The sequence below is a fragment of the Streptomyces sp. NPDC001351 genome, assembly GCF_042896045.1.
GTDB lineage: Bacteria > Actinomycetota > Actinomycetes > Streptomycetales > Streptomycetaceae > Streptomyces.
This window is the reverse complement of record NZ_JBIAWS010000003.1, coordinates 781,491-794,298: the sequence shown is the minus strand read 5'-3', so window position 1 is coordinate 794,298 and position 12,808 is coordinate 781,491. Positions and strand designations below refer to the sequence as shown.

14 protein-coding genes and 1 pseudogene are annotated in these 12,808 nt (G+C 71.3%); 11 read left to right on the top strand and 4 right to left on the bottom strand.

The genetic code is table 11. The annotated features are described in order from the left end of the window. Position 1 precedes the first annotated feature (1 nt). Both ACFY1U_RS13875 and ACFY1U_RS13870 read left to right on the top strand, forming a co-directional pair. A complete protein-coding gene (locus ACFY1U_RS13875) occupies positions 2–1,045 on the top strand; it encodes an alpha/beta fold hydrolase (RefSeq protein ID WP_390694338.1) in 1,044 nt (347 codons plus the stop codon). 75 nt (positions 1,046–1,120) lie between these two features. Then, positions 1,121–1,177 (top strand): annotated as a pseudogene (locus ACFY1U_RS13870) (hypothetical protein); the annotation flags it as partial. A 43-nt stretch (positions 1,178–1,220) separates the two neighbouring features. Here ACFY1U_RS13870 and ACFY1U_RS13865 read toward each other — a convergent pair. Together ACFY1U_RS13865 and ACFY1U_RS13860 are read right to left on the bottom strand one after the other, a co-directional pair. Beyond that, a complete protein-coding gene (locus ACFY1U_RS13865) occupies positions 1,221–1,769 on the bottom strand; it encodes a toxin-antitoxin system, toxin component (RefSeq protein ID WP_390694337.1) in 549 nt (182 codons plus the stop codon). Between the two features lie 14 nt (positions 1,770–1,783). Continuing rightward, complete coding sequence (locus ACFY1U_RS13860) at positions 1,784–2,437, bottom strand: helix-turn-helix domain-containing protein (RefSeq protein ID WP_390694336.1); 654 nt, start codon at positions 2,435–2,437, stop codon at positions 1,784–1,786. Positions 2,438–2,660: 223 nt separating this feature from the next. Here ACFY1U_RS13860 and ACFY1U_RS13855 point away from each other — a divergent pair, with 223 nt between their 5' ends. Continuing rightward, positions 2,661–3,323, top strand: coding sequence for a hypothetical protein (locus tag ACFY1U_RS13855; protein WP_390694335.1), 663 nt, complete (start codon positions 2,661–2,663; stop codon positions 3,321–3,323). A gap of 12 nt (positions 3,324–3,335) precedes the next feature. On the opposite strand, the gene ACFY1U_RS13850 is transcribed toward ACFY1U_RS13855, so the two are convergent. Both ACFY1U_RS13850 and ACFY1U_RS13845 read right to left on the bottom strand, forming a co-directional pair. Beyond that, entirely contained in the window at positions 3,336–4,091 is a 756-nt protein-coding gene (locus ACFY1U_RS13850; protein WP_390694334.1) for a cache domain-containing protein, read from the bottom strand. A gap of 36 nt (positions 4,092–4,127) precedes the next feature. Further along, positions 4,128–4,886 carry a FadR/GntR family transcriptional regulator gene (locus ACFY1U_RS13845; protein ID WP_390694333.1) on the bottom strand — a complete coding sequence of 253 codons (759 nt, stop codon included), beginning with the start codon at positions 4,884–4,886 and terminating at the stop codon, positions 4,128–4,130. Positions 4,887–4,989: 103 nt separating this feature from the next. On the opposite strand from ACFY1U_RS13845, the gene ACFY1U_RS13840 reads away from it, so the two are divergent. From ACFY1U_RS13840 to ACFY1U_RS13805, 8 genes are all read left to right on the top strand, one after another. Next, the gene (locus ACFY1U_RS13840; protein WP_390694332.1) at positions 4,990–6,027 is read left to right on the top strand and encodes an ABC transporter ATP-binding protein; all 1,038 of its coding nucleotides are present in this window, start codon (positions 4,990–4,992) and stop codon (positions 6,025–6,027) included. A gap of 27 nt (positions 6,028–6,054) precedes the next feature. Further along, complete coding sequence (locus ACFY1U_RS13835; RefSeq protein ID WP_390694331.1) at positions 6,055–7,257, top strand: ABC transporter substrate-binding protein; 1,203 nt, start codon at positions 6,055–6,057, stop codon at positions 7,255–7,257. Positions 7,258–7,261: 4 nt separating this feature from the next. Continuing rightward, positions 7,262–8,125: an ABC transporter permease gene (locus ACFY1U_RS13830; protein ID WP_390694330.1), complete on the top strand. Its 864-nt coding sequence runs from the start codon at positions 7,262–7,264 to the stop codon at positions 8,123–8,125. 11 nt (positions 8,126–8,136) lie between these two features. Further along, positions 8,137–8,952 carry an ABC transporter permease gene (locus ACFY1U_RS13825; RefSeq protein ID WP_390694329.1) on the top strand — a complete coding sequence of 272 codons (816 nt, stop codon included), beginning with the start codon at positions 8,137–8,139 and terminating at the stop codon, positions 8,950–8,952. 107 nt (positions 8,953–9,059) lie between these two features. Further along, positions 9,060–10,211, top strand: coding sequence for an NAD(P)/FAD-dependent oxidoreductase (locus ACFY1U_RS13820; protein WP_390694328.1), 1,152 nt, complete (start codon positions 9,060–9,062; stop codon positions 10,209–10,211). Next, positions 10,208–10,510: a (2Fe-2S)-binding protein gene (locus ACFY1U_RS13815; protein ID WP_390694327.1), complete on the top strand. Its 303-nt coding sequence runs from the start codon at positions 10,208–10,210 to the stop codon at positions 10,508–10,510. Before ACFY1U_RS13820 ends, ACFY1U_RS13815 begins: the two co-directional genes overlap by 4 nt. After that, positions 10,500–11,912: an FAD-dependent oxidoreductase gene (locus ACFY1U_RS13810; RefSeq protein WP_390694326.1), complete on the top strand. Its 1,413-nt coding sequence runs from the start codon at positions 10,500–10,502 to the stop codon at positions 11,910–11,912. The genes ACFY1U_RS13815 and ACFY1U_RS13810 overlap by 11 nt, the downstream gene beginning before the upstream one ends. After that, complete coding sequence (locus tag ACFY1U_RS13805; protein WP_390694325.1) at positions 11,909–12,799, top strand: dihydrodipicolinate synthase family protein; 891 nt, start codon at positions 11,909–11,911, stop codon at positions 12,797–12,799. Before ACFY1U_RS13810 ends, ACFY1U_RS13805 begins: the two co-directional genes overlap by 4 nt. Positions 12,800–12,808: the final 9 nt, after the last annotated feature.

Sequence of the window (12,808 nt, the reverse complement as noted above, 5' to 3'; positions counted from 1 at the left end):
CGTGGTCGACGTCCCGCAACGGCGCCCGGTGCGCGCCGTACGACTGCGTCCGGTGGGCGACGGAGAACTCGAGTTGCAGTACCGCATGGTGCACGGATACCGGCGCGCCTTCCGCATGGCCGGCGAGGGCCCGGCGCTGGTGCTCATCCACGGCATCGGCGACTCCTCCGCGACCTGGGCCGAGCTGATCCCCGACCTCGCCCGCACGCACACCGTGATCGCCCCCGACCTGCTCGGCCACGGCGCTTCGGACAAACCGCGCGCCGACTACTCGGTGGCCGCGTACGCCAACGGCGTGCGGGACCTGCTCACCACGCTCGGCATCGAGTCGGCGACGCTGGTCGGGCACTCGCTGGGCGGGGGCGTGGCCATGCAGTTCGCCTACCAGTTCCCCGAGCGCACCGAGCGGCTCATCCTGGTGAGCGCGGGCGGGGTGGGACGCGAGGTCAATCCCGTGCTGCGGCTGGTCTCCCTGCCCGGCGCCCATCTGATGCTGTCGACGCTGCGGTTGCCGGGGATGCGGCTGCAAGTGGGGCTGGCGGTGCGGCTGATGAAGCTCCTGGACACCGATCTCGGCCAGGACGCACCCGAGCTGCTCACCCTCGTCGACGCCCTGCCGGACGAGACCTCCCGCAACGCGTTCATCCGCACCCTGCGCGCGGTCGTCGACTGGCGCGGCCAGGTCGTCACCATGCTCGACCGGTGCTATCTCACCGAGGGCATGCCCACCATGCTGTTGTGGGGTGACCGGGACAGCGTCGTGCCGGTGCGGCACGCGTACGGGGCGCACGAGGCGATGCCGGGCAGCCGCCTGGAAATCTTCGAACAGGCGGGCCATTTCCCGTTCCACAGCGACCCCGCGCGCTTCGTCGCGCTGGTCGAGGAGTTCACGTCGACCACGGCACCGGCCGACTGGAGCCGCGAACACTGGCGCGAACTCCTCGTCCAGGGCCGGCCCGCCACCAGCGTCGGCCGCCCCGACAGCCCCCGGAACCGCGCCGTGGAACGCGACCTGAGAGAGGCCAGCGAACGCAGCGCGACATGATGCATCCCGGCTGGTCGCGGCTGTCGCGCAGGGTGCGAGCCGGGGCCGATCCGGAAGGGGCGGACGGCGAAAGCCGTGGAACCGGCGCGGAGCACGCCGTTGTGCGCTGCCGCCTGTTGGGGGCACACAGAGGCGGTGCGCGAGCTGTTGGCACCCGGAGCCGACCGAGGCGTACTCAGCCCTGCGGCCCCAGATACCCCAGCGACGCCTCGATCCGCCCCGCCAGGTGATCGCGCTGCACCGGCCCCCGCACCCCCGAACCCGCCAGCCACGTACGGCACCTGCTGGCCAGCAGCAGGCCGAAGGACTCGGCCTCCTGCTCCTCGGCGAGGTCGAAACGGCTGCGGGCGGCCACCTTGCGGACGGTGTCCCGCAGATCGGCGTCATCGCTGAGCAGGCGTGCCGCCACCCGGGCGCCCTCGACGTGATGGCCGCAGTGGCCGGCCTGCATGTGCCACAGCTCGTGGCCGAGGATCACCAACTGGTGGTCCGGCGCGGTCCGTTCCTCGATCACGACGAGGTCCTGGTCGGTCATGTCGAGCCACAGCCCGCTCGCCGTACCGGTCGGGAAGGCGGCCATGCGGAAGTGCACGGGCCGGCCGCGTCGTCTGCTCATCGCCTCGCACAGCGCGCCGTACAGGTCCTCGGGCGGTGCCGGTGCGGGCAGGGCGAGCTCCGCGACCAGCTCGCCGCACAGGCGGCGCATGTCCCTTCCGATGCCCACAGCTCTCCCCAGGCTCACGACTCGGGCCGCTTGACGCTCTCCAGGAGCATGTCCAGCCACTCCGCGACCTTGTCGCGGTGCTGGTCGGTGGGCAGTTGCGCGGCCCGCCAGGCGATGCCGCGGACGCCGTGGTCCTGCAGCAGCCGCTCCAGCGGGTCGTCGGCGGCCGCGGCCGCCTCCCGCTCGGCGAGCTTGTGCAGGAGTTCCTGCTCCGTGCTCTGCAGGGCGCCCTTCAGGGCCTCGGGGTCCTCGGCCGTGAGGAATCCGGCGTGCACCCGGAAGAAGCGCTGGATGGCGTCGCAGTGCTCCATGGTGGGGCGTCTGTCGCCGTTGATCAGCGCGCCCGCCTGCTGGCGCGACATGCCCGCGCCGTCGGCGATCTCCTGCTGGGTGTACTTGCGCCCGTTGGGCTTGAGTCGGGTGCGCCGCAGCAGGTCGAGCCGCTGCAGAAACCGCTCCTGCACATCGGGCTCGCCCGCGGGACGCCCGCTCAGCAGGGCCCTGACCACGGGCTCGGGAACGCCCGAGGCGGCGGACAGGCGGCCGGTGTCGAAGACCTCCGCGTGCGGCACGCCGAGCCGGTCGGCGAGCGCGGTGACGCGGGCGACGACGGCCGGCAGCGCAGCGGTCGTAGCCGTGGTGCCCGGACTCTCGAAGTCATCCGTCACCGACAGATCTCCTACGTTTCTCACAGGCTTCTCACAAGCGGTTGCCGTGAACCCGACGGAGATTACCGGGAAGTTCGAACTCACATCCAGGTGTCGCCACAACTGTGGCCAATTTCAGCCGTCAACAAGCATGAAATGCCACGATAGTTGACACGGCTCGATCCGGGGCCGCAGGATCAAGGCGCCGCGTGAAGGCCGCAGAGGCAAGAGGGGTGACCTCCCGATGGCGTATCAGGCAGGAGGGCAGCGTCCGGCACCGCGGCCCGTCCCCGAGAGTCTCGAGGCCCAGGCGTATCTACAGGACTACGCCGCCCTCCTGGAGTCCGTTCCCTTTCCGTCCGTCGTCCTCGACCACCGCTGGGACGTCGTTCTCTCCAACAACGCTTTCGCGTCACTTTTCCGTGAGGTGAGCCCGCATCCGACGGCGATGCCCGGCGACAACTTCCTCAGATTCGTGCTGTTCCACCCGGACGCGGGCACCGTCCTCGGCGAGCACGAGTCCAGCTGGTGCCTGCCGATGCTGGCGCACTTCGCGGCCGCCGTCGAGCGCTACGGCCACGACCACGGACTGCAGTCGATCCGCCGTGACATCGCCCAGGACCCGATCATGGAGGCCGCCTACCGGCAGGGCCTGCCGCACTGGATCCGGGCGGTCGGCGAACAGGCCGTGGCGCACGACGGGGCCGTACGCCCCCTGACGCACCCCGATCCGCGCTGGGGCGCCACCGACTGCCGTGTGGTGGACGAGACCCCGAGGACGCTGCAGGACATGGGCTACACGCGCATGACGCTGGTACTGAGGGAGACCCGCCCCGCCCGCCCCCGGGCCCGCAAGCCCCGGCATGCGGCGGCGCACCTGAGGGTGGTCCCGGCTCCCGACGCCTGACCGCCACCGGGATCAGGGCGCGGAGACGACAAGCACGAGGGGGATGTCCCGGCAGGGGACCAGCCGCAGTCCGCGAAACAGTGCGGGCCGCGCCCGCTGCAGCACGGCGGCGAAATCCGGCCCCTTCGTGAGGGATCCCGCGAGATGGGCGGGGTCGGCGGAGGCGGTCACCCGCCCGCGGGCGTTCACCAGATGGGCCGGCCCGGGCAGCCGGCGCAGCATCGGCAGCACGGCCGCCTCGAAGTGCCGCAGATACACGTCCGCCGCGGCCACTCCGGCGAACCGCCCCTCCATCTCCACCGGCGCGGACAGCGTGAGGCTGTACTCGTCGGAGCAGAGATAGTCGACATACGGCCCGGCCACCGCACGCTCCCCGGTGTCGCGCGGCAGGGCGAACCAGTCCCAGTGCGTGTAGTCCGCGTACGCCGACTGCTCGGGATCGAGGTCCAGCAGCAGCGGCCGGACGTCGCCGTCGGAGCCGCTCTGCCACCACTCCAGCCAGGCCGGTACGTCGGTGAGCAGCCCCGGCGCGGCGACGAAGCCGACGCCGGACACCAACTCGTTGCATGCCAGGCGCAGATGAAGGCCGGGGCGCAGTGCGGCGAGGTCGACGGTCGCGGGGCGGCGGCCCTCGGCGGCCGCCCGGGCCAGCAGCTCAGCGGTGTCGGTGCGGGTGGCGGCCACGGCGTCGAAAACGCTCTCCAGGGCGGAGCGGACCGCTGCCGCGACCTCGGGTGCCGTACCGGCTGCTGCCGTCGCGAGGCTCATGGGCGCCCTCCAGCGGACGGGGACCGTTCGCGACGCCTACAGGGTCAGGCGCAGGGCGACGAGCCGCGCCGTGGAGTCCTGGACGCACCGCTCGGCCAGTTCCCTGGCCGTTTCGTGGGCCCCATCCTGCACGGCCGAGATCACGGAGCGGTGACGGTCCGCCACCTCTTCACGATATTCGTCGTCCCCGAGCACAAGACAGAGCAGCGCCCCGATCTCGGTCTGCAGCGCGATCTGTTCCCGGGTGAGGCGGGCGGACTGCGCCGCGGCGGCCAGCTCCACATGGAAGCGGCCGTAGACGCGACCGCGGGCGGCCGCATCCGTCGCCTGGGTCAACTCCTCGACCGTACGCCTCAGCTGGACGAGGTCGTCCGGCTCCGTGCGCTCGGCCGCGAGCCGGGCCGCCGTACCCGACAGGGCCGCCCAGTGATCGCCGAGGTCGCGCAGCTCCTCGGTGCTCCAGCCGCGCAGCCGCACCTTGAGGCGCTCCTCGCCGGGGACCTCGGGCAGCGAGACGAAGGAGCCGCCGCCGCGGCCCCGGCGGGTGGTGACAAGGCCCTGCTGGCGAAGGGCCATCAGCGCCTCGCGCAGGGTGACCGTGGACACGCCGAGCTGCCCGGCCAGCTCGCTCTCGCCGGGCAGCTGCTCACCGTCGGCGAGCAGGCCGAGCTCGATGGCGTCGCCGATCCGCCGGACGACCGCGTCGACCCGCGCCCGGTTGTCCACCGGGCTGAAGACGGCTCGGCGGGCGCCGCCGTTCATCTGCTGCTGGTTCACGGCCACCACCTGGTGCATTGACTCAAGCTTTACCCCAAGGGCCTCTTGAGCTTTGAACTATGACTTCATATCTTTTCGTGCAACGTAACAACGTACGAGAACGCCAGAAAGGTTCCCGTCCATGGAGGGAATTGCGATCCGGCTGCAGGATCTGCGGAAGTCGTTCGGGGAGACGACCGCCGTGGCCGGGATCGACCTGGAGATCCGGGACGGCGAGTTCTTCTCCATGCTCGGCCCCTCGGGCTCCGGCAAGACCACCGTCCTGCGCATGATCGCCGGATTCGAGATCCCCACCGCCGGCCGCATCGAACTCGCCGGCCAGGAGGTCACCGGCCTCGCCCCCTTCGAGCGGGACGTGCACACCGTCTTCCAGGACTACGCCCTGTTCCCGCACATGACCGTCGAGCAGAACGTCGCCTACGCCCTCAAGATCCGCAAGGTGCCCAAGCCCGAACGCCTCGTCCGCGCCCGCAAGGCCCTCGCCGAGGTCCGCCTCGAAGGCTTCGGCAAGCGGCGCCCCGCCCAGCTCTCCGGCGGCCAGCGCCAGCGCGTCGCCCTCGCCCGCGCCCTCGTCGGCCGCCCCCGCGTGCTGCTCCTCGACGAACCCCTCGGCGCCCTCGACCTCAAACTGCGCGAACAGATGCAGGTCGAGCTCAAGCAACTCCAGCGCGAGGTCGGCATCACCTTCGTCTTCGTCACCCACGACCAGCAGGAAGCCCTGACGATGAGCGACCGCATCGCCGTCTTCGACCAGGGCCGCATCCAGCAGGTCGGCACCCCCGCCGAGATCTACGAACGCCCCGCGACGCCCTTCGTCGCCTCCTTCGTCGGCGCCTCCAACCTCCTCGACGGCGAGTCCGCGCAACGCGTCGTCGGCACCCCCGGCCTGTACAGCATCCGCCCCGAGAAGATCCGCGTCCTCAAGGAGTCCGCCGAGGCCGACCAGCCGGACCACGCCACCGCCACCGGCACCGTCGCCGAGGTCGTCTACCTCGGCGATGCCACCCGATTCCTCGTCGACCTCGACGCCGGCGGCCGGCTCACCGCACTCCAGCAGAACCTGGAGACCTCCGCCGAGGACGTCGCCGCCTACCGCGGCACCCGGGTGCGCCTGCAATGGCACCGCCGCCACACCGTCCAGGTCCCCGACGCCCGCTGAAGCCCCTTGTCCCGTAGGGAGAACGTCGTGCGCCCCACCCGAACCCTCCAGGTCGCGGCCTGCGCCGCCGCACTGCTCCTCGCCGCCACCGCCTGCGGCTCCTCCGGCAACGGCGGCGGCGCCTCGGCCACCGGCCTCAACCCCCCGGACCTCAAGGCACCCACCAAGCTCGGCAGGTCCGAGGGCAAGGTCAACCTGATCGCCTGGGCCGGCTATGTCGAGGACGGCTCCAACGACCCCAAGGCCGACTGGGTGACCCCCTTCGAGAAACAGACGGGCTGTCAGGTCGACTCCAAGGTCGCGGCCAGCTCCGACGAGATGGTCAAACTGATGAAGACCGGCGAGTACGACGCCGTCTCCGCCTCCGGCGACGCCTCCCTGCGCCTGATCGCCTCCGGCGACGCGGCACCCGTCAACACCAAGCTCGTACCGAACTACAAGGACATCTTCAGCGGCCTGAAGAACGGCAGCTGGAACTCGGTCAAGGGCCAGATGTACGGCATCCCGCACGGCCGCGGCGCCAACCTGCTGATGTACAACACGCAGAAGGTCACCCCGGCTCCGACCTCGTGGGCCGCCGTGTTCGACGACGCTTCGAAGTACAAGGGCCACGTCACCGCGTACGACTCGCCGATCTACATCGCCGACGCCGCCCTGTATCTCAAGGCCACCAAGCCCGAGTTGAAGATCAAGGACCCGTACGCGCTCGACCAGAAGCAGTTCGACGCCGCCGTCGCCCTGCTGAAGAAACAGAACGCGAGCATCGGCGAGTACTGGAGCGACTATCTGAAGGAGATCTCCGCCTTCAAGAGCGGCGACTCCGTCGTCGGCACCACCTGGCAGGTCATCGCCAACCTCGCCGCCGGCGAAGGCGCCAAGGTCAAGGCCTTCGTACCCAAGGAGGGGTCGACCGGCTGGTCCGACACCTGGATGGTCTCGGCCAAGGCCAAGCACCCCAACTGCGCCTACAAATGGCTCAACTGGATCGTCTCCCCGAAGGTCAACGCCCAGGTCGCCGAGTACTTCGGCGAGGCTCCCGCCAACTCCAAGGCCTGCGACCTGACCAGCGACAAGAACTTCTGCACGACGTTCCACGCCGCCGACGAGAACTACTGGAAGAACATCGCCTTCTGGAACACGCCCATCGAGCAGTGCCTCGATGGCCGGACCGACGTCAAGTGCGTGCCCTACGCCAAGTGGGTCCAGGCCTGGACCGAGATCAGGGGCTGAGTACATGGCCGTACTGGCCCGGACCGCGGGGGCGCTGCACCGCCGCCCCCGCCTCCGGCTGACCCTGCTGCTGGCGGCGCCGCTGCTGTGGCTGGCGGTGCTCTATCTCGGCTCGCTGGGCGTGCTGTTCGCCTCCGCCTTCTGGACGACGAACTCCTTCACCTCCGAGGTGGTGAAGGTCTGGTCGACCGACAACTTCCACGAGCTGTTCACCACGCCCGTGTACCGCCAGGTCGTCTTCCGCAGCATCGGCGTGGCCCTCGCGGTCACCGCCCTGTGCGTGGTGATCGCCTTCCCGGTGGCCTTCTACACGGCCCGGGTGGCCAGGCCCCGGTGGCGTCCGCTCCTCGTCGTCGCCATCCTCACACCGCTGTGGGCGAGTTATCTGGTGAAGGTGTACGCGTGGCGGCTGATCCTGTCCGAGGGCGGGCTCGCCGACTGGATGCTGAAGCCGTTCGGGCTGAGCGGTCCGGGGTTCGGGTTGCCGGCCACGGTGCTGACCCTGACGTACCTGTGGTTGCCCTACATGATCCTGCCGATCCACACGGCGCTGGAGCAGCTGCCCGCCAACCTGCTCGACGCGTCCGCCGACCTGGGCGCCCGGGGCTGGCGGACCTTCCGGTCGGTGGTGCTGCCGATGGTGCTGCCGTCCGTCGCCGCCGGGTCGGTCTTCACCTTCTCGCTCAGCCTCGGCGACTACATCACGGTGCAGATCGTCGGCGGCAAGACCCAGCTGATCGGCAACGTCGTCTACTCCAACATCGAACTCAACCTGCCGATGGCTGCCGCGCTGGGCACTGTGCCGGTCGTCGTCATCGTGGTGTATCTGCTGGCGATGCGGCGCACGGGTGCGCTGAGCGCCCTGTAGAGGAGCCTGCCGTGCAACTGTCCCGCTCCGCGCGTATCGCACTGCTCATCGCCGCCGGCCTCGGCTTCGCGGTCATCTACGTCCCGCTGCTGCTCGTCCTCGTCAACTCCCTGAGCCCCGACCGCAGCGCGAGCTGGCCACCGCCCGGCCTCACCCTGCACTGGTGGTCCGTCGCCTGGCAGAACTCCGGTGCGCGGGCGGCACTTTGGGTGTCCGTCAAGGCGGGCCTCGGCGCGACCGCGATCGCCCTGGTCCTCGGCACTCTGATCGCCTTCGCCGTGGCCCGGCACCGGTTCTTCGGCCGCGACGCCGTCTCCTTCGTGGTCGTGCTGCCGATCGCCCTGCCCGGCATCGTCACGGGCATCGCGCTCAACTCGGCCTTCGGCACGGTACTCGCGCCGCTCGGCGTCGGTCTCGGCCTGTTCACGGTGGTCGTCGGACACGCCACCTTCTGCATCGTCGTCGTCTTCAACAACGTCGTGGCGAGGCTGCGGCGCACCGCCGGCTCGTACGAGGAGGCGGCCATGGACCTCGGTGCGCACACCTTCCGCGCCTTCGCCGACGTCACCTTCCCGCTGGTGCGCTCGGCGCTGTTCGCGGGCGGACTGCTCGCCTTCGCGCTCTCCTTCGACGAGATCGTGGTGACGACCTTCACCGCCGGGCCCGGTATCGAGACGCTCCCCATCTGGATCTTCAACAACATGACCCGCCCGCAGCAGGCACCGGTGGTGAACGTGGTGGCGGCCGTACTCGTCCTGCTCTCGGTCGTTCCGATCTACGTCGCGCAGCGGCTGTCGGCGGACACGGCGACCGGGAGCCGGGTCTGACGGCACCCATCGGTCGATCTCGCTGCCGGCGAACGCGGAGCGTGCCCGCGGCACGGTGGTGTGTGCGCACCGTGTTCAGAATCAGTGGTATGTGACATAGTACTGCTGTGAGTCAGCCACTGACCTGCGACGTCGTGATCGTCGGAGCCGGCATGACAGGCGCCGCCTGCGCTCTCTACGCCTCCCGAGCCGGCCTGGACGCCATCGTCGTGGACCGCGGTCCCGTGGCCGGCGGCACCACCGGAGCGGGGGAGGGCAACCTCCTCGTCTCCGACAAGGAGCCCGGCCCGGAACTCGACCTCGCGCTTCTCTCCCACCGCTTGTGGGCCGAACTGGCGCAGGAGTTCGGGGAGGCCATCGAGTACGAGGCCAAGGGCGGCGTGGTGGTGGCCACCTCTCCCGGCGGTCTCCTCGCGCTGGAGGACTTCGCCGCCGGGCAGCGAGCCGCCGGAGTGACCGCCACGACCGTCGCGGGCACCGAACTGTACGCGCGCGAACCCCATCTCGCCCCCGGCCTGCCCGGCGCCGTCCACTACCCGCAGGACGCCCAGGTCATGCCCGCCCTGGCCGCCGCCCACCTCGTCAGGGCCTCCGGTGCGCGCCTGCTCACCGGCCGGACGGTGACGGGCGTTCTGCGCACGACTGACGGGAGCGTACGGGCAGTTCGCACGGACAACGGCGACATCCACACCCCGGCCGTGGTCAACGCGGCCGGCACCTGGGGCGGCGAACTCGCCGCCCTCGCGGGCACCTCCCTGCCCGTTCTCCCACGGCGCGGCTTCGTCCTCGTCACCGAACCGCTGCCCCGCATGGTCCACCACAAGGTGTACGCCGCCGACTACGTGGCCGACGTGGCCAGCGACTCGGCCGCGCTGCAGACCTCGCCGGTCGTGGAGGGCACGGCCGCGGGACCGATCCTGATCGGCGCGAGCCGGGAACGGGTCGGCTTCGACCGGTCGTTCTCGCTGCCGGCCCTGCGCGCCCTCGCGGCGGGCGCGACCCGGCTGTTCCCGTTCCTGTCCGACGTCCGCGCCATCCGCTCGTACGCCGGCTTCCGCCCGTACATGCCCGACCATCTGCCCGCCATCGGCCCCGACCCCCGCGTCCCCGGTCTCTTCCACGCCTGCGGTCACGAGGGCGCGGGCATCGGACTCGCGACCGGCACCGGACACCTGATCGCCCAGACCCTGACCGCGAAGACACCCGACCTTGACCTCGCCCCGTTCCGCCCCGACCGCTTCCCCGAGGAGACGCCGTGAGCTCCCCACTGGACCTGGCACAGGCCCACCCGCGCCCTGCCGTCACGGTCACGCTGGACGGCCGCGAGATCGAGGCGCTGCCCGGCCAGACGGCCGCCGCCGCGCTCTGGGCGGCGGGCGTCACCTCCTGGCGCACCACCCGGGACGGAGGCCGCCCGCGCGGAATCTTCTGCGGGATCGGCGTCTGCTTCGACTGCCTGGTGACCGTCAACGGCCGTCCCAATCAACGGGCTTGCCTGGTCTCCCTGCAGCCGGGCGACGCGATCCGCACCCAGGAGGGGACCGGCCATGACGGCTGACCGGCCTCACCTCGCCGTCATCGGCGCGGGCCCGGCGGGCCTGGCCGCGGCCGTGGCCGCCGCCGCGCACGGCGTGCGGGTCACGCTCCTGGACGCGGCCGCACAACCGGGCGGCCAGTTCTACCGTCAGCCTGCCGCCGAACTGCGCGCGCACCGTCCCCAGGCGCTGCACCACGACTGGCGGACCTGGGAACGACTGCGGGACGGGCTCGACACATACGTAACGGCAGGTGCCGTAACGCACTTGACGGATCATCACGTCTGGTTCGTCGAACGGCATGCGGACCGGTTCACCGTGCACGCCCTGCTCGGCCCCGAGCAGGAGGACCCGGCCGCCGTGCACGCCGACGCCGTACTGCTCGCCACCGGCGGCTACGAGAAGGTGCTGCCCTTCCCCGGCTGGACCCTCCCCGGCGTCCTCACCGCGGGCGGCGCCCAGGCCATGCTCAAGGGAACCCTCGCGGTGTCCGGACGCACCGCCGTGGTCGCCGGCACCGGGCCGCTGCTGCTGCCGGTCGCGACCGGGCTCGCCGCAGCCGGCGTGGACATCGCCGCGCTCGTCGAATCCGCCGGCCCGAAGGCGTTCGTACGACGGTCCCGGGCGCTCGCGGCGCAACCCGGCAAGCTCGCCGAAGGGGCCGGATACGCGGCCCGGTTGCTCCGGCACCGCGTGCGCACCCTCACCCGGCACACCGTCGTCGAGGCGCACGGCACCGAGCGGCTGGAGGGGGTGACCGTCGCCGCGCTCGACGGCGAGGGGCGGGTCCGGCCCGGCACCGGGCGCCGCATCCCCTGCGACACCCTCGCCGTCGGCCATGGCATGCTCCCGCACACCGACCTCGCCGAGACCCTCGGCTGCCGCCTCGACGGCATGAACGTGCGGGTCGACGACGAGCAGCGCACCGACGTCCCCGGCGTCTGGGCCGCGGGCGAGACCACCGGCATCGGCGGCGCGGCCCTCGCCCTGGCCGAGGGGCACATCGCCGGACGCTCGGCCGCAGCCCGCCTCGCGGGCCGCGCACCGGACCCGCGCGAGTGGGCCGCGGCCACCAAGGCCCGTACCCGGCTACGGGAGTTCGCCGCGGCCCTCGACGCGGTGTACGCGCCGCCCGCCCACTGGAGCGAGCTGATCACCGGCGACACCGTCGTGTGCCGCTGCGAGGAGGTCACCGGCTCCGCGATCCGCGAGGCCGTCACGGAACTCGGCGCCGGCGACGTCCGCACCGTGAAACTCCTGACCCGGGCCGGCATGGGCTGGTGCCAGGGCCGGATGTGCGCACCCGCGGTCGCCGGGCTCGCCGGGTGTCGACTCGACCCGTCCAGACGTCCGTTCGCACGTCCCGTACCGCTCGGTGTCCTCGCCCGCGAGGACACGCACCCGACCGAGAGAGGATCCTCATGACCGACCACCGTCCCTGGCGCGGAGTCCTCGTCGCCACCGCGCTGCCGCTGAACGACGACCTCACGGTGAACCACGACAAGTACGCCGAGCACTGCGCCTGGCTCGTCGAGAACGGCTGCGACGGAGTCGTCCCCAACGGCTCGCTGGGGGAGTACCAGGTGCTCACCCCCGAGGAGCGCGCCAAGGTCGTCGAGACGGCCGTCGCCGCGATCGGCGGGCAGCGGGTCATGCCCGGGGTGGCCGCGTACGGGTCCGCGGAGTCCCGCCGCTGGGCCGAGCAGGCCCGGGACGCGGGCTGCCACGCGGTGATGCTGCTGCCGCCCAACGCCTACCGCGCCGACGAGCGTTCGGTGCTCGCCCACTACGCGGAGGTCGCGAAGGCGGGTGTGCCGGTGGTGGCGTACAACAACCCGATCGACACCAAGGTCGACCTCGTGCCGGAACTCCTCGCGAAGCTGCACGGAGAGGGGTACATCCACGCCGTCAAGGAGTTCTCCGGGGACGTCCGCCGCGCCTACCGCATCGCCGAACTCGCCCCGGAACTCGATCTGTTGATCGGCGCCGACGACGTCCTGCTGGAGCTGGCGATCGCGGGTGCGAAGGGCTGGGTGGCCGGCTATCCGAACGCCTTGCCGGCCGCGAGCGTGGAGCTCTACCACGCGGCCGTCGACGGCGACCTGACCACCGCGAACCACCTCTACCGGCAGCTGCATCCACTGCTGCGGTGGGACTCCCAGGTGGAGTTCGTGCAGGCGATCAAGCTGTCCATGGACATCGTCGGGCGGCACGGCGGGCCGGTGCGGCCGCCCCGTATGCCGCTGCTACCCGAACAGGAGGCGACCGTCCGCGCCGCCACCGAGAAGGCCGTCGCCGCCGGACTCGCGTAACCCACAAGG